Here is a 19,708-nt window from a genome sequence, read left to right on the forward strand (position 1 = left end):
TAATAAAAGACGCACCGGACTGATCATCAGGTTCAACGGATGCGTCTTTTGTATGTAAGTGGTTATGCAGGGCGGGCCTTTGCTTTAGCGGACCTCAAGAAACTTGATGCAAACTGGCTTGGAGGCTGCAAGCTGGTCGCCGGTTGCTTCAAGTTTGCCGCTTTGCTCATCCCTGCGGAAAGTAACGATATTGTTGCCGTCACGATTGGCAACAAGCAGGAAGCGTCCGTCCGGGGATAGTCCGAAGTTGCGCGGGTGTCCCCCCAGTGTCGAGGTGTACTCCACTACGTTCAGCTTGCCGGAAGCTTGATCTACAGCGTAGACGACGATGCTGTCATGTCCACGGTTGGAGCCGTACACGAACTTGCCGTCCGGTGAGATATGGATATCCGCGCAGTAGCTTTCCCCGGCGAAGTCCTCAGGCAGGGTCGATAATGTCTGCAATTCGGTCAGCTTGCCTTCTTCATTGTCGTAATGGAAAGCGGTGACGGTCGAATTCAGTTCATTGATTGCATAACCGTAAGGTTGTGACGGATGGAACACAAAGTGGCGCGGCCCTGAGCCGGGCGCTACACTTGTCTCGCTCTTGAGCGTCAGCTTGCCGGCGCCCGCATCCAGACTGTAGACAAACAGCTTGTCGAGTCCGAGATCGCATGCTACAGCATAGCGGTTGCCCGGGGCAATGAACACGGAGTGAGCGCGCGCCTGGGTCTGGGCCGGATGTACGCTTGAGCCGTGGTGCTGCTTCAGATCGGAGGAAGATCCGACCCCGCCGTCCTCGAGCAACTCGGATACGCCGATCAGACCGCCGTGGTAGCTGGCTACGATAATGAAGGAGTTCGTCTCATCCAGCACCAGATGGCAGGTTGGCGCAGGTGTCGTTGTAGCCTCATTGATCAGGGCCAGCTTGCCGTTGCTGCGGTCGATGGTATAGGCTGCGGCGCCGCCCGTCCGGTTGCCTTCGGCGTCCTTCACATCAAACAAGGCGTATAATCTGAAATCGTCGGCATTGACGTCCAGGAAAGTCGGATTGGACAGCCCGGATACCTCTTGCAGAAGCTCCAGCTTGCCCGTTGCCGGATCATAGCTTGCTGCCAGCAGTCCCGGACCTGATGCGCTTGCATAAGAGCCGATATACGCGTAAATTGTCATGAATAACACCCCATTCGTACTTAATCAGGATTGCATCATCCCTATGGTAAATTATCGCAAAAATATAGGGTTCGCGCAAATGAATCCTGACTGGCGACATGAGCATGACCTAGTAAATACGATGAATAATGTCCTCGAAATTCGGCTCTTCCAGATGGATATCTTCGATTGTGCCAAGTTTGCTCATCCTGTTCAGCACCTCCATAGCGGTTGTCTCCTTGCGATTGCAGGCTACTGTAATTACCCGGTCCTGACAACCGATTACCTGAAAAGTCGAAGCGGACAGGAAATCTTCATAGCCGGGCGAGACGGCCTCTCGGAATTTGATTTTCATCACTGTAGGAAGACCGATCCGCCCGCGTAATGTTTCCAGATCGCCATCATAGATGGCGGCTCCATGATTGATGACGATTACACGGCTGCACAACTGCTCGATATCATCCATGTCGTGAGTGGTGAGCAGAATGGTTTTGTTCCACTGGCTGTTCATTTGCTTCAGGTAGTCCCGAATTTGTTTCTTGGCTGCCACATCAAGACCAATTGTCGGCTCGTCGAGAAAGAGAATGTCCGGGTCATGCAGCAGCGATGCGGCCAGGTCGGCCCGCATGCGCTGGCCGAGCGAGAGCTTGCGCACCGGGATACCCATCAATTCCTGAAGCTGTAAAATTTCCGTCAAGACTCCGAGCTGGTTTTTGAAGAACTGCTGCTCCAGCTTGTACAGCGAGGCCAGGATGTCGAAGGAATCCTTGAGCGGAAGGTCCCACCAGAGCTGTGTTCGTTGGCCGAAGACGACTCCTAGCTGACGGACGACCTGCTGCCGCTGCTTCTGCGGGCTGCAGCCGTTAATCGTCACTTCGCCTGATGTGGGGTGCAGGATGCCGCAGAGCATTTTAATAGTTGTTGATTTGCCCGCGCCATTAGGTCCGATATAGCCGACGAATTCGCCTTTGCTGATCTCGAAGCTGATGTCGTTCACAGCCTCCACATCACGATATTCCCGGGAGAGCAGTGTGCGGACGGCGCTAAAGCGGCCTTCCATCACAATCGGGAGTCGGAAGGTTTTATTTAACCGATGCGCAATGATCATGTCATTTCTCCTTTATAGTGACTCAACCTTAAATTTTAAGTTCCTGTGCTTTGATAATGACGCAGCCCAAGCTTCCAGAAGGACAGCGCCCCGAGCAGCAGGGCGACCGCCAGGAGCATCGTCGCTGGCAAAATCCACAGCCCCAGCTCGCCGCGAATGACGTAAAGTGAAGGCATATAGCTGGTGAAGCCCATCGGCAGCACGGTCAGCAGCGTGATTCGCATCCATTTGGGGTAGATCGATAGGGGGTATTGGCTGGCAATGGAAGCTGCGTTATCGGTAATTCGCTGCAATTCATCAATGCGGTGTGTCCAGAAACCGACGGTTGCGGTGGCAAGGCCGATAGCCAAAGTAATAATCGTTCCGCTTACAATCACCGCGAGCGAACAGGGGATGGCCCACAGGGTTGCTTGTTTGTTCTCTATTAAATAGGACAGGCAGATGCTCATAGTGGTTGTTCCCAGTACCAGCTCTCCCGCCATCGGCCGAAAATTTCGCGTCACCAGCACAAGCAGTACAGGCATTGGGCGCAGCAGCAGTTGATCGAGCATGCCTTGAACGAGGTATTTCTCAAATCCGTTGATTTCCCCGGCGATTATCCGGTAGAACGCTCTTACAAACATCATGATGGCGAACAGATAGCCTGCCTCATATACACTCCAGCCCTTGATGCCGTTGAATTTATAAATAATAATCGATACCGTCATCAATTCCAGTCCGAACATCAAAAATACGAGCAGTGTTGATAGAATAAAATTGAATTTATACTGCATCTGGCTCCTGAGACTTGCTCCGGCTAGCCGAAAATAAATGTGAATCCAGCTCATCCTCCTTGCACCTCCACTTTGCGCCGGACGGTTCTGGTTATTGCGAAGCAGCAAATAGTAAGCAGCAGGCACCAGAACAGAGACAGCTTCAAGGCATTGAAAGAATCCAGCTCCAGATAGATGCGGGACGGGACGTATTGCAGGCTGGGATAGGGGGAGAGCGCGCTGATCGTCTTCAGCCAGCCGGGGAGCCATTCGACAGGAATGAAGAACCCGGACAGCAGCATATTAAGGCCCATATGAACGCCGTTCAGCCAGCGGGATTCGGTCGTCCAAAAGGCCGCAATACCGATCAGATAGGCGATGCAGATTGCAATATAGGCAGCCAGGAGCATTGCGATCAGTGTCCATAGCCAGGTGATGGGATGTTCCGGCATGCGTATTTTCAGCACGACAATATAGATGAGCAATATGGGAATGGTGCTGTACAAAAGCTGGTACCAGGTCTGCCCCCACTCTCTGTTTTGCATGTACCAGAAAAAGTGCATCGGCTTCATTAGCTCATGAGAGATTTGTCCGGTTCGGACCCATTCCTCGATTCCCAGACCGTTCGTGGCCATGATCACCCATAAGCAGGCTTGATTAAAGGCGATGTAACTAATGATGCCGTGCATGCCATAATCGCCTAGCGCTTGTCCTTCGCTCACCCCCATCCAGACGGCTATGTAGATATAGCCGATGATGACGCTGGCGAACGTCCGCATCAGATGGGCGCTGCGGTACTGCAAATTTCGGGCGTAGGATTTTCTCGCCAAAGTGAGGGAGAACATGGATTATATAACACCTCGATAGTAAATTGCTGCGCAATAGATTTCCAGATTTAGAAGCGTAACCAAAAATTTCGCAGCAGCATAAAAAATATAACGAAATTTTTGGGAAAATAGTAGACTTTTTCTTTTCTGTGTGTTATTCTACTATTATAGGAATTGAGGGCATACATTGCTTTGCTTGGATATTGAAATTTATAACTCTAGTTAAAAATTGTCTACGGGGCCGATTCGGCGCTGTTTGTTTTAGTTTAGGGGTACTTCGCGGCATTTTAGTGATGGTTTTGTCGCGGGATCGCAGGTGAAATCAACAAAAGACTTCTCCTGGAACGCCAAGACGCACAACCTTTATGGCTGTGCGTCTTTAATATGAATATTATTTGATTTCTCAAGGTCTAGCGCTTGCTGCGGCTGTATTTTCAATCAAATTGTAAATAACCTGCGCTGCTTCGGCGCGTGTAGAGATGCCTTGCGGCGCAAAGCTGTTCCCGGAGCGGCCCTTAATCAGTCCTAAAGCGGCGGCTTCTTTGACATGACTGATTGCCCACGGTGAAATGTTCACCTCATCGGTGAATGATGGAGCGGCTGCATCTGTCGTTGCGCCTTTTTGCAGTTTGTAGGCGCGCATCATCATCGTAACCATTTCTTCACGTGTAATCTGTGCATAAGGCGCAAAGTTGGAAACCGATTTGCCGTTTACAATTCCGCTCTCAATTGCAGCTGCGATGTCGCCGCTGAACCAGTCTGAAGGCTTGACGTCGGTAAAAGCGGTTTTGGCACTCGAAGACAGTTTGATCGCCCGGACGAGCAAGGCGGTGAATTCAGCCCGTGTAATGCTTCGCTGAGGTTCGAAGGCTGTGGCGCTTGTCCCGTTAATAATTTGTTTGGACGCAAGCTCTGTAATGACATTGCTGGCCCAGAATGAAGCCGGGACATCCTTGAACTTCTTTTTCTTTTCCACCACGGCATATACGCTAAAATGATTTACCTTTGCTCTGAATTCCCCGTTATTGTAGTCACTCTCGATTCGCTCCAGCGGACCGGTGCCTGGGATGTAGTAAATGCTGGATAGTCTAGGGTTAATATCAGAGTTTGCTTGCAAACGAATTGTGACCGGCTGCTTGAACGTTTTCAGCTCGATTGATTTGCCGTCCGCCGTCGTCAGCGTCAGTTGGAAGTCGTAAACACCGGAGCCAAAGCGGACTTCAAATCCGTCGGTGTTGCTCTCATCTGGCAGCAATGCGGATTGTTCAGCCAAACCGGTTACAGGAGCGGACGTCAGTGTGATTGTACTCTGCCTGGCTTGTTCGGGCGTGACTTCATCGGCAAGCTGTCGCAGGACGGCGGAAGGGATGAGAAAGGTATCCTTTCCTGAAAGAATCTCCAGGTCGTTGTCTCCAAGCAGTTCATATGCGTTGCCTGGAAGCTGTACCTTGCTTGCTCCCGGAGGGAGAGTTGCCCTGACTTTACCGGAAGTCGGATTGCTCAACTCTTTAGCTGTCAGGACGAGCGTTTGTTTATCTGTATCTGGCTGGTTGCCTCCGGTATTGGTCTCGCCGCTATTGCTGCTGTTGCCATTATTGCCGTTGCCTCCGGGGGAAGAGGTGTCAGGTGTTAAATTCGCTTTTACAGACGTATCCAATACAGACTCGACAAATTTGGAATCGATCAGCTTGATGTCTTTCAGTTCAAGGGTTGTGGATGATGCTTGCTTAACTTTAAAGGATAGCGACAACAGAGCGGCGTTTCCGCTAAAGCCCGGCACATTGGCGGTTTTGACATGGGCAAAACGGACATAGGTTTTGTCTTGCTGTACAACCTTGGCGGGGACAGAGTAGCCGTCAAGGTCTGTTGCTGCGCTGTTTTCCACATATTCAAGCCGGGATGGATCAAAATAGAGGTTGAATTCATAGCCGTACACGTCGTGAAGCCGATCGGCTTTGACTGTTACCTTGAATACACTGCCGACAGCAAGTTTGGAGTTGGATGTTTGCAGCGAGAAGACAGGTCCGCCGTCTTCTGCCCGGGCTGATCCCATCGGGAGCGCAGCGGTACAGAGCAGCAGTGCCATGGCGATTATATAGAGTCTGCGTACCATAGTTGAAATCTTCCTTTCCTGTTTGAGCGTGCACTGTTGCTTGATTAATTAGTCAAAGCAGGGAACAGCTCAGGGGACACACGGTATTTGGTGCCTTGCTCGAATCCATATGCTAGCTTGATCAAGGTGCCTTCGTCGAATGGTTTGCCGAGCAGCTCGATGCCGATCGGTGAATCCGGGCGTCCGCTTATGCTGGCGAATCCTGCAGGTACGCTAATTGCCGGGAAACCGGAGAACGGGCTGAGACGGTTGGCGCTGCCGGCGCTTCCTCCGACCGGAGCCGCTGTAGATGGATATAACAGGGCGTCTAATTTGTTGTCTGCCATTGTTGACAGCAAGGACTGCTGGGTTGTGCGTGTTCGGTACAACAGAATATCCTTGTAGGCTTCCGTCTCCAGCACCTCAATGCTATTGCGGGCAACCATGGAGCTTCGTTGCGACTCCAGAATTGTGCCTGTCGCCAAAATATCAGAGAGAGATTTGAATGTTACATCCGGGCCGATGGATGGAGAGTTCAAGTAATCGTTCAGATTGAACTTGAATTCTGTACCGCTCAAGCTATTGTAGCTCAGAATCTTCGCAAGGTTTGGAACGGTCACATCAACTACAGTTGCGCCCATGCGTTCCATCTCAGCAATGGCTCGGTTGGTCAATCGGATGACCTCGCTGTTGGTTCCCATCACGCTGCTGTCACGGATAACGCCAATGCGCGCTCCCTTCAGACCGTTCACATCCAGGTAGTCGGTGTAGCTGCTTGGAATGCGCCCGATGCTGTAAGAGGTTGCCAAATCATTCTTGTCATAGCCGCTGACCACATCGAGCATCAGGGCGGCGTCTGCAACTGTGCGGGCCATTGGTCCGCCTACGTCTTGAGACAGCGCCAGTGGAATGATGCCTTCACGGCTTGTCAATCCAATTGTAGGGCGGATGCCGACGAGACTATTGTAGGAGGAAGGAATTCGGATCGAACCGCCTGTGTCTGTGCCCAGTCCGATTGCGCCGAGATTTGCTGCAAGCGCTGCGCCTGTACCGCCGCTTGAACCGCCCGGGTTGCGGGACAAGTCATAAGGGTTGTTGGTCTGTCCGCCCAGGGAACTGATAGTTGTAGTGCCGAAGGCGAATTCATGAAGGTTGGATTTGGCCAAAATGATTGCCCCTGCGTCCTTCAGCTTCTGGATCATAAACGAATCGGTTGTTGTAAAGTTGTTTTGAAGACATATGCAGCCCGCGGTTGTCGGCATGCCGACGGTATTGTAGTTGTCTTTCACAATGACAGGAATGCCATGCAGAGGGCCTCTTAATTTGCCTGTCGCCTTGTATTCCGCATCCATCTCCCTGGCGATATCCAGAGCGTGTGAGTTGACGGTTAGAATAGAATGGAGCTGGCTGTCATAGTTGTCGATGCGTTTCAAATACATGCTGACCAGCTTTTCGGCTGTCAGTTCACCGGATTGCATGGCGGCGTGAATGTCGGCAACCGTAGTTTCGATCAGCTCAAATGGCTTGTCCAACAGTTTTCTGGCGAGAATCGCGAGGTCGGCCAAATCAATTTTCAGATTGGCGTTGAAATCACCTTCGGCAATTCGCTCCCATTGCGGATCAACGGAAGTGAGATCGAAATAGTGAACCAGCTTGGCGAGGTCGCCGATCTCAATTTTGCCGTTTCGGTTCAGGTCGCCGATGAGTCCTTTTTCAATTTCAAGATCCAGTGTAGAACTGCCGGCTGTTCCGTACTCGCCGTCCGGGGAGAGTCCGAGTTCTGCGCTTACTGTTACATTGTCAACTCCGGCTGCTGCTTTGGCTTTGAAGCTGACGATAATAATCGGTTGGTTGCTCACCAGTTTGGAATTCGGATTAGCTGTAATGACGGTAATCTTGCCGGGAGCTTCTTGTTGTCCGACGATTTGAATATGGCTTCCTGCCGCTTTTACCTCCTGGAATTCCAGCTTGGAGGTGTTGTATTGAATCACGAATTTTTCTGCCGCTACTGTATCCGGAATATTTTTCAACGCAATGCTGACCTGCAGTTTTTCTCCAAAGCGAAGGTTCTTCTGCCCCTCTACTACGACGGATGGAGAAGTATCTGCCAGTTGGTCTGCAATTCTTTGCGCAGACTCGTTGTCCTCTGGCGAAGCATCCGGCGCCGGGATTTCAACGATTGACTCTTCCGGCGTGTCTCCGCTTTGAGGAGATGTATCGGAAGGGGTCTGAGCAACAGGGGAATCTTGTTGTGCGCTTGCATAAGGGGACGAGACGACTCCCGACCCGGTAAATAAGGTTGCTGCGATCAGGACGGATAACAGTGATTTAAGCAGTTTGTTGTTCATGGGGCCTCCTGAATAATTGTAGTCTGGTGATAGAATACGAGTCTTGATGTTGTACATACACTATGTCAGATTTTATCACCGCCTATGATATTTTTATCGAAAATAACGTGAGTTTCATAATAATCATTGTATTTAGTGTTAGGTTTTCTTGCAAACTAATTAAACGCTAAAAAAACGTTATCATCCAGTATTATCGTGCAAAATCTCAATTTTTCATTAGATTATATAGTTTTTAAGATTATTTTAATGTTATATAATATAACATAAATATATCACATAGATTCTAGATGCAATAGAATAATCTGGTTGCTTGGACATTGGTCATCCCAAGTAGAGGTCTGTGGAACATACAAAAGTGAGAGAATATTGAAGACGCGTGCGGCAGTATGGTAAGGTATACAAGATAAGTATGGTTTAAATTAATGGAGGTGCAGTAATTGAAAGCGTTTATGGATGATCAATTCTTACTGTCTAATGCAACGGCTGTCCGTTTGTATCATGATTATGCCAAGAATATGCCGATCATTGACTATCACTGCCATTTAAGCCCTCAGGAAATCTATGAAAATAAGGCGTTTTCGAATATTACAGAAGCTTGGTTGTATGGAGATCATTATAAATGGCGGGCATTGCGGGCCAACGGCGTGCCTGAGAAATATGTAACTGGAGGCGAGGGTGCAAGCGATTACGAGCGATTTGCGGCATGGGCCAAGACAGTGCCGAACACAATCGGCAACCCGCTCTACCATTGGTCGCATCTGGAGCTTCGCCGTTTTTTTGATATTGAGGAACTGCTTAATGAGGAGAATGCCCAGATCATCTGGGAGAAGGCTAATGCAAAGCTGAGTGGAAGCGGATTCAAGGCGCGTGATTTGATCGTGAAGTCAAATGTCAGAGTCATCTGCACAACAGATGATCCCGTTGATTCCCTGGAGTATCACTTCAAGATCAAGGATATTGAAGACTTCGATGTTCAGGTGCTGCCATCGTTCCGCCCGGACAAGGGACTGGAAATTAACCGTGTCGGATTCAGGGAATGGATCGGCCAACTGGAACAGGCAGCGGGAACGTCTATTTCGAATTATGATGCTCTGCTGTCTGCACTGGAGTCGCGAGTACACTTTTTTCATCAGGCGGGCTGTCGCGTATCCGACCATGCGCTGGACTATGTGCCCTACAAAGAGGCGACCAAGGAGGAAGCGGCGGCAATTTTTGCTCGTGCATTGAAGGGTGAGCGGGTCAGTCGGGATGAAGAGCAGCAGTACAAGACATATACGCTTATTTTCCTGGGCAAGCTGTATGCCCGTCATGACTGGGCGATGCAATATCATATTAATGCGGCGCGAAATAATAGTCTTCGGCAGTTCAATCTGCTCGGGCCGGATCGGGGCTTTGATTCAATCAACGATAGTCCGGTGGCGTACCCGCTGATGAAGCTGTTAAGCTCGCTGGATGAGGAAAGTTTGCTGCCGCGGACGATTTTGTATTCGCTCAACGCAAATGACAACGAAATTCTGGCTGCACTGATGGGAAGCTTTCAAGGCGACGGAATCCCTGGAAAAATCCAGCTAGGCTCGGCTTGGTGGTTTAATGACACGAAGGACGGAATGCTGGCGCAGCTCAAGTCGCTTGGTAATTTCGGCTTGCTCAGCCGTTTCGTCGGCATGTTGACCGATTCCCGGAGTTTCCTGTCGTATACGCGTCATGAGTACTTCCGCCGCATCCTTTGCAATCTGCTTGGAGAGTGGACTGAAAACGGTGAAGTTCCGAATGATCTGGAGTTGCTTGGCGGCATCGTGCAACACATTTCGTATTATAATGCGAAGAATTACTTTAAATTTTAGGCTCCACCTTAATCAGTGTTTGACGGAAAGCGGAGGAAGCGATAAAAGTGCTTTCTCTTGCTAAAAGTCAAGCACTGATTTCGATTTTAAGCTAATTTCATCATTAAAATATCATATATGGATTTATATGGTTGGGTATAGATTTTATCAATCTCTGTATAAAAGTTATCTATCAAAAAACAATTGAATTTGAGGCGGCCATAAAGTAGGCTTATTTCATTCATAATTCCGATTTAACAACTAGGAATCATTTGAATAATAAAAAGGGGTATTCACATACAAAAAAAGAGGAGGAGTACGATGTCTAAAATACCTTTCGATATTCAACCCTACTTAAATATTCACGATCAATTGCACCAGGCTGTTGAAGAGTTGACGCAGCAGCAGCTCTATTGGAAAGAGGCGCCTGAGAAATGGAGCGTTGTGGAGGTTATCTCCCACCTGGCGGACCATCATATTGTGGTCACGTTTCGGATACGCGATTTACTGGCAGACACTTCGGCGCGTCTTCCGGGTTTTGAACAGGATAAATGGGTTTCAGGTCAGTATGCGAACGAAAGCAAGGTAGAGGATTATTTAGCCCTGATTGCTGCCTTGATTCAATACAACAGTTTGTTGCTTGCACGTTTGCGTCCGGAAGATTGGGATAAGACAGCATTGAACGCCGCTGGCAATGAAGTTTCGCTGCGCGGAATTATTACGTCGGTTGCGAATCATGTTCAATCGCATCTGCAACAAATCGATCGCATTAAAAGCGCGTATGAAACTTCTGTGAGCGGGTAATAGCGCCTGAAGCGGGGTTAAGCGGCTGCAGCATCGGAAGATGAATTGGGGGACGACAATATGGCAAATCAACAGGTTACAGTGAGGTTGGCAGGGACGGCGGATCAGGATGCGCTGGCGCCGTTGCTGCTCGAAGCTTATGACCAGTACCGGGACGTCTTGAGCCCCAAGCGATGGGAAGCTTATCGCGACAGCATCGAAGCCTCAGTAAGAGAGGATGCTGCGGACGCGAAGATTGTCGCTGAATTGGATGGAAAGCTGGCAGGCAGCGTCTTCTTATTCAAGACGAGTGAAGCGGCATACGGTTCCTCCAGTCCCGGTAATGCAACACCGGTGCTCCGGCTGCTTGGAGTAAGCAAGGAGGCGCGCGGCCAGGGAATCGCGACCCGGCTTATCCGTGAAAGTGCCAGAGTGGCGGCGAGTTGGGGAGCAGATGCGCTCTATCTGTACACAACGGACATTATGAAATCTGCTGTGAATTTGTACGAACGTCTCGGACTTGAGCGTGTGCTGGACAAAGAGTTCGACTCAGAGGGAATACTGATTAAGTGCTACCGGATTCCACTTGCCGAATTTCTGGCGCAAGCAGAGGAAGAAGTACAACTACATTAAGGGAGGAAATGAAATGTCTCAACGTAAACAATTGAAACTTGGTGTCATTATTCACGGGGTAGGCGGCTTGATTTCCGGCTGGCGGCATCCTGATGTGCCGGCGGACGCAAGTATCAGCCTTGAATTTTATAAAAACCATGCGCAGCTTGCAGAGGCCGGCAAATTCGATCTGGCGTTTATCGCCGACGGGTTGCATATCAATGAGAAATCAATTCCCCATTTCCTCAATCGTTTTGAACCGTTGACGATTTTATCGGCGCTTGCGGCTGTCACTTCCCGTATTGGGCTGGTCGGAACACTGTCGACTTCCTACAGCGAGCCGTTTACCGTTGCCAGACAATTCGCTTCGCTGGATGCGATCAGCGATGGACGGGCGGGGTGGAATGTCGTCACTTCTCCACTGGAAGCATCGGCGCGGAATTTTAATAAAGGCAGTCATCCTACGCATGGTGATCGTTACAAGATTGCAACCGAGCATTTGGAAGTTGTGCGAGGCCTGTGGGATTCCTGGGAGGATGACGCTTTCGTCAGGGATAAGGAAAATGACCGTTTCTTCGATTCCTCCAAAATGCACCCATTGAATCACAAAGGCAACTATTTTTCTGTAGAAGGGCCGCTGAATGTTGCCCGGTCCCGCCAAGGCCAGCCGGTTATTTTCCAAGCAGGAGCGTCGGAGAGCGGCAAAGAGTTGGCGGTAGCGAGCGCTGACGCCATATTTACAAGCCATACCATTCTGGAGGATGCGAAAGCATTCTATAAAGAAATCAAGGAACGTGCAGTCGAGCAGGGTCGCTCTGAAGATGACATCGTCATCATGCCGGGGATCGGCCCGATAATAGGCGATACGGAAGAGGAAGCCGAGCAGCTCTATCAAGAGTTGGCTAGTCTGGTATCCATAGACCGTGCCCTTGAATTCCTCGGTCGTTTCTTTGATCACCATGATTTTAGCCAATATCCGCTAGACGAGCCGTTCCCGGATCTGGGCGATCTCGGCAAAAACACGTTCCGCAGCGATACGGATAAAATCAAGCAAAAAGCGCGTGAACACGGTCTTACATTGCGTCAAGTGGCGCTGCAGACCACAACGCCGCGCAGTTCATTCACCGGAACGCCGGAAAAGGTAGCCGATTTGATCCAGAAATGGCACGAGGAGAAAGGATCGGACGGCTTCATTGTCCACGCGGCTACACCGGTGCAACTGCGCAGGTTTGTAGAAAAAGTGGTGCCGATTTTGCAGGAGCGCGGGATTTTCAGAACGGAGTACGAAGCGGATACGCTGCGCGGAAATCTGGGACTGCCGATTCCGGCAAACCGCCACACTTTGCAGCGCGTGTGATTTAACCGAATTCAACGGTTTCAATCAGCTAGTTTCACAGGCTGAACGATATACAATTCAACAGTGCTAATTACAGAAGGAGAGAGGAAAGAAAATGAGTCGTGTCAAGAAAAACTGGAGCGCTTCGCTCCTGCTGCTTAGTTTAACTTTAATTTTGGCGATTACGGGGTGCTCCGGGGCCGGAAACAACAGCAAGAGCCCTGAAAACAAGGAAGCGAAGGCTTCCAACACTACCGGAACAGCAACGAACAAGGGTGCGGAGGACAATGGGCAACCGGTTTCCGGCGGCGAATTGACTTTTGCCTTGGCAGGCGCTCCCGATACGCTTGACCCGCATCGCAACGGATGGGCGACTGGAGCCCGCGTATTTCGCGTCATTTATGACAACCTGGTTGTCCTGGACTCCGATAACACGGTGAAGCCTTGGCTCGCGACAGAATGGACGGTTTCGCCTGATGGCAAAAGCTATACATTCAAATTGCGCAATGATGTAAAGTTCCATGACGGCACACCGCTAAATGCTGAAGCGATCAAATACAATTATGACCGGGCCATTAATCCGGAGACGAAGGCAATTACTGCCAGAAGTTTGCTGAAATACTACGAATCAGCTGAAGTTATTGATGAATACACGGTCAAACTGAACCTGACTACGCCGTCGCAAGCATTTTTGCGGAATTTGACCCAACCGCAGGTCGGAATTATTTCCCCGACCGCAGCTGAGAAATACGGAGATCAGTATGGTCATAATCCGGTCGGCACCGGTCCGTTCAAGTTTGTGAAATGGGAAGAGAATGTCGGCGTTACCTTGGAGCGCAACGATGAGTATGCATGGGGCCCTGAGTTGGTCGCCAACCATGGTAAGCCGTACCTGGACCGACTGGTTTTCAAGGTCGTGCCAGAGGAAGCCACTCGTATTGGCAGCGTACAAAGCGGCCAATTGCTGGCAGCCGATACCGTTCCGCCGCAAAACATCGCAGCATTGAAGAATGATAAAAAGACACACATTTATCAAGTGAATACAGAAGGTCTGCCTTTTACACTGTTTATTAATCAAAGCAATGCGCCTTGGAATGAACTGAAGGCACGGCAGGCGCTGCAACTCGCGATTGACGTCGAGAAAATTGTAAAAACGCTCTATCTGGGCACGTATGATCAGGCATGGTCATCGCTGACGCCAGGAACATTCGGTTATGATGCTTCACTGGAAAACGGCATTAAGCCGGATGTGGACAAAGCGAACCAATTGCTTGACGAACTGGGATGGGTCAAAGGCAGCGACGGCATTCGCGTCAAAGACGGCAAACGTTTGGCAATTCGTTATGTAGAGGGCTCACCGAATCGGGAGAAGCGTCAGGATATCGCGTCCATTGTGCAGCAGCAGCTGAAGCAGATCGGCATCGAAGTCAACATCAATATTACGAAAGATATAAAGGTCGTTGTTTTTGAAAATGACGATTACGATGTGTACGGCAATGGCCAGATGAATCCTGATCCTGAAGGACTCAGAACCTTCTACCACTCCAAGACGCAGAACGTTGCTGGCAAGCATAATTTAGGATCAATAGTTAATGAAAATATCGACAAGTTTCTGGACGAGGGGCTTGTTGAGACCGATCCGGTGAAGCGCGCTGAGTTCTACAAGCAAGCACAGCAAGAGATCAGCAAGCAAGCCATTATTATTCCGATCTATGTATTCCCTTATACAGTGGCTGCTTCCAGCAAAGTTGTCGACTTGAAGTTCGATACACTCGGCTATCCGCTGTTCAACGATCTTTATCTGAAACCATGAAGCTGAGAGGAGATGACGGACGGTGTTCCAAACGATTGTCACACGATTGCTAACCTCCATTATGGTCGTGTTCGGCGCATTGGTACTTGTATTTGTTATCGTATACTTGCTGCCAGGTGATCCGGCGTTATCGATTCTGGACCCGTCCACAGCTACGCAGGAGGAAATCGACCTCCTGCGTAAGCAATTGGGTACGGATTTGCCGTTCTATCAGCAATTTGCAAACTATGCAAAGGACATGCTGAACGGTGATTTCGGGAAATCATTGCTGAATGATGAACCGGTGTTGTCCAAAATATGGACGCACGCTCCCGCGACATTGCTATTGGCTTTCACCAGCACGCTGATTGCTGCGGTCATCGGTATTTGGCTGGGCGTGCTCTCGGCCATTCACCGGGATCGCTGGATCGATATTGTAGCCAGACTGGTAGGATTGTTTGGCATTTCCATGCCGACGTTTTGGTCCGGCATCCTGTTAATTTTGCTTTTCTCCGTGACGCTCGGCTGGCTCCCGGCTATGGGATCGGACGGTTGGCAGACGCTGGTTCTGCCCGCTCTGTCGCTTGGCATCGTAGGCTCCGGATTTGTCGTCAGATTAGTGCGCAACAGCATGCTGGAAGTTATTAATGAACAGTTTATTGTAACGCTTCGGGCCAAAGGCTTGCCGCAAAGGCTGGTCATGTACAGACATGCGTTGCGCAATGCTTTAATCCCGGCGCTTACGATCATCGGTGTGTTAAGCGGGGAGTTGATGGCGGGAACCGTCGTCATTGAAACAGTTTTTTCCCGGCAAGGCATCGGCAGAATTATTTCGGATGCGTTGATGAGCAAGGATTTGCCGGTGATTCAAGGGGTTATCTTTTTCTCGGCGATTGTGTATGTTTTGATAAATATGTTGGTTGATCTCTCGTATTCCATGATTGATCCGAGAGTTCGACGGATGCAGGCAAGGAGGTAGCGGATCATGAGCGGTAAAGAAACCGTATTGGCCAAGACAGTCTGGAAGTATGATGAAAAACCGCCCATTTCGCGTCAGCGTTTGCTCGGGCGAATGAGCGTTCCGAATTTGCTTATATACGGAGCAGGAAGCATTATTCTCTTTATTATCATCTGCGGGATAGTGCCAGGCTTCATCGCCCCGTATTCTCCTACTGATATGGCGTACGATATTATGGCTGCGCCAAGTTTTGCCCATCCGTTCGGCACGGATTACTACGGACGCGATGTATTCAGCGTTGTTGTGCATGGCAGCAGAGATTCCCTGTTTATCGGTGTCGCTTCCGTACTGTTCGGCGGCTTGGTCGGCGGCCTGCTTGGGGCGCTGGCCGGATACGTCGGGGGCGTGGTAGATACGTTTATTATGCGTTGCATCGAAGTGCTTATGACGATTCCCGGCATTCTGCTGGCACTTGCAATTGCAGCTGCACTGGGGCCGAGTCTGTTCAATATCGTACTGGCTGTATCGTTGTCTGCTGTGCCAGGGTATGCCAGGGTACTGCGCAGTCAGATACTGAGCATCAAGGGCCGTCCGTTCATTACCGCAGCCCGTTCGATCGGTACGCCCGGATGGCTGATCTTTGTACGGCATGTACTGCCCAACTCCTGGTCGCCGCTCCTTGTTATGGCTACGATTGGGCTGGGGACGTCCATCCTTGTCGGCTCGGGTCTGAGCTTTCTTGGCTTGGGCATTATCAAAGAAATCCCGGATTGGGGAACACTGCTTTCCCAGGGCAGAGGGTATTTGACGGTTGCCTGGTGGATTTCGACTTTTCCCGGACTGGCGATTACCCTGCTTGTTCTGTCTGTCAATCTGATGGGCGATCGGTTGCGCGACAAGATTGATCCGAAGCAGAAAAGAGCGTAGATGCGCGTAACAAAAAGGGAGGTGTTCGTGGTTTGAACACATTGCTTGATATTGAACAATTGGCCATTGAATTTGCTACAAAGCGTGGGCCTTTGAACGCTGTCTCCGAGGTGACGTTGCAAATTCGCCCTGGTGAAACGGTTTGTCTGGTTGGCGAATCGGGAAGCGGCAAGACGATCACATCGAAAGCCATCATGAGGCTGATTGACTACGAGAACGGGCGAATCGTGCAAGGGAAAGTGCTTTTCGATGAACTGGACCTGGCGAAAGCATCGGAGCGGACAATGCAAGATGTGCGCGGCAAGCGAATTGCGATGATTTTCCAGGAACCGATGTCCGCGTTCGATCCGGTATTTTCCATTGGCAGTCAAATTATCGAAGCGATTGTACGTCACCGCACGGACACCAAGGAGCAAGCTGCTGAACGCGCGATCGGATTGCTGCGCAAAGTGGGCATACCGGAACCGGAAGCCCGTATGAATCAATATCCGGGCGAACTGTCGGGCGGCATGCTGCAGCGGGCAATGATTGCCATGGCGCTGGCCTGTGAACCTGAGCTGTTGATTGCTGATGAACCGACGACAGCCTTGGACATGACGATACAGGCTCAAATTCTGGCCCTGCTGAAAGAGCTGCAACAGGAATATCAGATGTCGATTTTGCTGATTACGCATGATATGGGGATCGCAGCCGAGATGGCCGATCGCGTTATTGTCATGTATGCCGGCCAAATTGTCGAGCAAGCGACAACGGAGCAATTGTTCCGTCAGCCGCATCACCCGTATACGAAAGGACTGCTTCGCTCCATCACCAAACTGGATAGCCCTCGTAAAACAAAGCTGTATTCGATTGAGGGCTCGATCCCGGCGATGAACGATCTGCCTACTGGTTGCCGCTTTAATCCGAGGTGCCCGCATGCTACGGATCACTGCCGCAGCGAAAGTCCTCCGCTTATGGATGTTAATGGAAGAAAGGCGGCATGCTGGTACGCTGGCGAGCTAGCGGAAGCCGATGTCGAAACAGAGCGAACAGCCGATTCTGAGGACGGACATGTATCGAATCTGACAGAAACAGAGCAAGCTCGAGGCGCGAGCCGGGTTGAAATAGCAGAAGAGGCCAGACGAACGGAGAGCGAGCCGAAGAACGGGACGCTTGTTCCGCTGATCGAGGCGAAGCAACTGCAAAAGTATTATCCGCTTCAGCGCAGAAGCTTGCTTCAAGGCAGCGGCGCTCAGGTTAAAGCAGTGGATAATGTATCCCTTAGCATTTTTCCAGGCGAAACGTTCGGGCTGGTTGGCGAGTCCGGCAGCGGCAAATCGACGCTGGGACGGGTGCTTCTGCAACTGGAACATGCAACGGGCGGTCATGTTCACTTTCGCGGTCAGGAGCTGACAAGCAAAAGCGAGCGGCAGCTGCGCGAGGTGCGCAAGGACATGCAGATGGTATTTCAGGACCCGTACGGTTCCATGAATCCCCGTTGGCGGGTGCGCGACATTATCGGCGAACCGCTCAGGGTGCATGAATCGCTCGGCAAGGCGGAACTGCAAAGCCGGATCGGGGAACTGCTGGAGACAGTAGGTCTGAACTCTTCCTGGGCAGACAGATTTCCGCATGAGTTTTCCGGCGGGCAGCGCCAGCGGATCGGCATCGCGCGGGCAATCGCGCTGCGTCCATCGTTCGTGCTTGCCGATGAAGCGGTCTCGGCGCTCGACGTTTCGGTGCAGGCGCAAATTGTCAACTTGCTGCAAGACTTGCAGCAACAGCTAGGGTTGACATACCTGTTTATCGGACACGGCCTGCATGTGGTCAGACACCTGTCCGACCGGATCGGCGTCATGTATCTGGGCAAGCTGGTTGAGGTTGGCAGCAGCGAAGAAATTTTCCGCCGACCGGCTCATCATTATACGCAGGGGCTGATCGCCTCAATTCCGTGGCCGGACCCTTCGAGCAAACGGACGCTAACGGCTATCGAAGGAGAGATTCCTTCTCCGGCAAACCCGCCGTCCGGCTGCCGTTTCCATACGCGCTGCAAAGCAGCAACTGCGCGTTGCAAAAGCGAAGAGCCGCAGCTTAACCAGGTACGGACAGGCCACTGGGTAGCGTGCCACGATCCGTTATCGTAATGATTTATCAAAACACCTTCAAGAGCAGGAACCATTGTCGCAAGATATGGGACTGCCTTGAAGGTGTTTTTAAGTTTCGCCTGTCCAGTCTTATGTTGTCGCCAGCTGCCTAAAATTGCAACTCATGCCGACCTGTGTGCAGGAGTTGACTTTTAGCGATTTCATAGACAATCCAATGGAGTGGCAACTCCGCAGCTTGACTGTCATGACTTTCCTCAGCGAGGCCTCAATCATAACCAGATTCTAATTAGCAAAATTGCACTATTTAATTCCAAAAAGAGATAATATATGATTTAATAATGATTAAAGGGAATTCCCTCTATTCAGTGATATCCTTTTTCCCCTCTATTTCCTTGGAGTGATTTCATGCTAAAAACCAAAAAAAATATATATATTTTGATATTAGTATTTCTTATACTTTTCATTTCCTTTATTGTTTACAGGCTATTCTTCTCACATGGTGACATTCTTTTATCTGTAGAAAAAGGAAGTAATTTAAAGTTTGATCATGAAAACGTGAAAGATATTGATCTTGACAAAACTTCTCAGATCCTTTTAACAAGTAAGTCAGATCATTCCGAATTTTATTTTCTGATTGTTAATGATCATAAACTTGCACAAATAATAACTTTTGGTATGGATGAAGAAAGTCCTCTTGAATGGAATTATATTAAAAATATCAGTGACAAAGCTAATCTATTAGTAGGGAAAATTAATCCTCATTATTCAGGTAATATTGAAATAGACGGCGTTCACAATGATGAAATTAAAAAAATTACGTTTAAAGAACATGTATTTTTTTATGTTAACAAGCCTTTAAATTTGCCAATAAAAATAAAAATGTCAGATTCAAAAGGAAAGACGGTATATTCAAATTTTTGATTTGAATATACCGTCTTTAAAATATTTAGTTTACCCGTGCGCTGATGCGATCGGCACGGCCAAGAATTACAATAAGCGTTTCCTTGTTCAAGGCTGAAATAAGTTGGGAATTTAATTAGGGTCTGTCAATAGTTTTGTGTAGTGCGGCCGGGCAAGGTCGTTAATTCTAGTGGGTGGGAGTCCCATCAGGATAAAGCCTAACCAGCCATCCTGT

General features: G+C 49.8%; 15 protein-coding genes. 9 read left to right on the plus strand and 6 right to left on the minus strand.

Features of this window, described 5'->3' with window-relative positions; all coding sequences use genetic code 11:
- Window positions 1–84 precede the first annotated feature (84 nt).
- From JFN88_RS04295 to JFN88_RS04320, 6 genes are all read right to left on the minus strand, one after another.
- Window positions 85–1,152, minus strand: a complete 1,068-nt coding sequence (locus JFN88_RS04295; protein ID WP_199018098.1) for a lactonase family protein — start codon at window positions 1,150–1,152, stop codon at window positions 85–87.
- 109 nt (window positions 1,153–1,261) lie between these two features.
- Window positions 1,262–2,239: an ABC transporter ATP-binding protein gene (locus tag JFN88_RS04300; protein ID WP_199018099.1), complete on the minus strand. Its 978-nt coding sequence runs from the start codon at window positions 2,237–2,239 to the stop codon at window positions 1,262–1,264.
- Window positions 2,240–2,274: 35 nt separating this feature from the next.
- Window positions 2,275–3,066, minus strand: coding sequence for an ABC transporter permease (locus JFN88_RS04305; protein WP_199018100.1), 792 nt, complete (start codon window positions 3,064–3,066; stop codon window positions 2,275–2,277).
- Window positions 3,063–3,836: an ABC transporter permease gene (locus JFN88_RS04310; protein ID WP_199018101.1), complete on the minus strand. Its 774-nt coding sequence runs from the start codon at window positions 3,834–3,836 to the stop codon at window positions 3,063–3,065. The genes JFN88_RS04305 and JFN88_RS04310 overlap by 4 nt, the downstream gene beginning before the upstream one ends.
- A 385-nt stretch (window positions 3,837–4,221) precedes the next feature.
- Window positions 4,222–5,931, minus strand: a complete 1,710-nt coding sequence (locus tag JFN88_RS04315; RefSeq protein ID WP_199018102.1) for an S-layer homology domain-containing protein — start codon at window positions 5,929–5,931, stop codon at window positions 4,222–4,224.
- Window positions 5,932–5,975: 44 nt separating this feature from the next.
- The gene (locus JFN88_RS04320; protein WP_199018103.1) at window positions 5,976–8,258 is read right to left on the minus strand and encodes an amidase family protein; all 2,283 of its coding nucleotides are present in this window, start codon (window positions 8,256–8,258) and stop codon (window positions 5,976–5,978) included.
- Between the two features lie 437 nt (window positions 8,259–8,695).
- Between JFN88_RS04320 and uxaC the strand changes: the two genes are divergently transcribed.
- The 9 genes from uxaC to JFN88_RS04365 all read left to right on the plus strand — a co-directional run bounded on the left by uxaC (window position 8,696) and on the right by JFN88_RS04365 (window position 19,494).
- Window positions 8,696–10,102, plus strand: a complete 1,407-nt coding sequence (gene uxaC, locus JFN88_RS04325) for a glucuronate isomerase (RefSeq protein WP_233167396.1) — start codon at window positions 8,696–8,698, stop codon at window positions 10,100–10,102.
- Between the two features lie 300 nt (window positions 10,103–10,402).
- Window positions 10,403–10,885 (plus strand): DinB family protein, encoded by a 483-nt coding sequence (locus JFN88_RS04330; RefSeq protein ID WP_199018104.1) that lies wholly within the window; start codon window positions 10,403–10,405, stop codon window positions 10,883–10,885.
- 60 nt (window positions 10,886–10,945) lie between these two features.
- Window positions 10,946–11,497: a GNAT family N-acetyltransferase gene (locus JFN88_RS04335; protein WP_199018105.1), complete on the plus strand. Its 552-nt coding sequence runs from the start codon at window positions 10,946–10,948 to the stop codon at window positions 11,495–11,497.
- A 13-nt stretch (window positions 11,498–11,510) separates the two neighbouring features.
- The gene (locus JFN88_RS04340; protein WP_199018106.1) at window positions 11,511–12,833 is read left to right on the plus strand and encodes an LLM class flavin-dependent oxidoreductase; all 1,323 of its coding nucleotides are present in this window, start codon (window positions 11,511–11,513) and stop codon (window positions 12,831–12,833) included.
- Window positions 12,834–12,927: 94 nt separating this feature from the next.
- Window positions 12,928–14,625 (plus strand): ABC transporter substrate-binding protein, encoded by a 1,698-nt coding sequence (locus JFN88_RS04345; RefSeq protein ID WP_199018107.1) that lies wholly within the window; start codon window positions 12,928–12,930, stop codon window positions 14,623–14,625.
- 22 nt (window positions 14,626–14,647) lie between these two features.
- Window positions 14,648–15,583, plus strand: coding sequence for an ABC transporter permease (locus JFN88_RS04350; protein ID WP_199018108.1), 936 nt, complete (start codon window positions 14,648–14,650; stop codon window positions 15,581–15,583).
- Window positions 15,584–15,589: 6 nt separating this feature from the next.
- Complete coding sequence (locus tag JFN88_RS04355) at window positions 15,590–16,489, plus strand: ABC transporter permease (RefSeq protein ID WP_199018109.1); 900 nt, start codon at window positions 15,590–15,592, stop codon at window positions 16,487–16,489.
- A gap of 32 nt (window positions 16,490–16,521) precedes the next feature.
- Window positions 16,522–18,612 (plus strand): ABC transporter ATP-binding protein, encoded by a 2,091-nt coding sequence (locus JFN88_RS04360; protein WP_199018110.1) that lies wholly within the window; start codon window positions 16,522–16,524, stop codon window positions 18,610–18,612.
- A gap of 366 nt (window positions 18,613–18,978) precedes the next feature.
- On the plus strand, window positions 18,979–19,494 hold the full coding sequence (locus JFN88_RS04365) for a hypothetical protein (protein WP_199018111.1): 516 nt from the start codon (window positions 18,979–18,981) through the stop codon (window positions 19,492–19,494).
- The last annotated feature ends 214 nt before the right edge of the window (window positions 19,495–19,708 follow it).

The organism is Paenibacillus roseus (assembly GCF_016424485.1).
Lineage (GTDB): Bacteria > Bacillota > Bacilli > Paenibacillales > Paenibacillaceae > Paenibacillus_D > Paenibacillus_D roseus.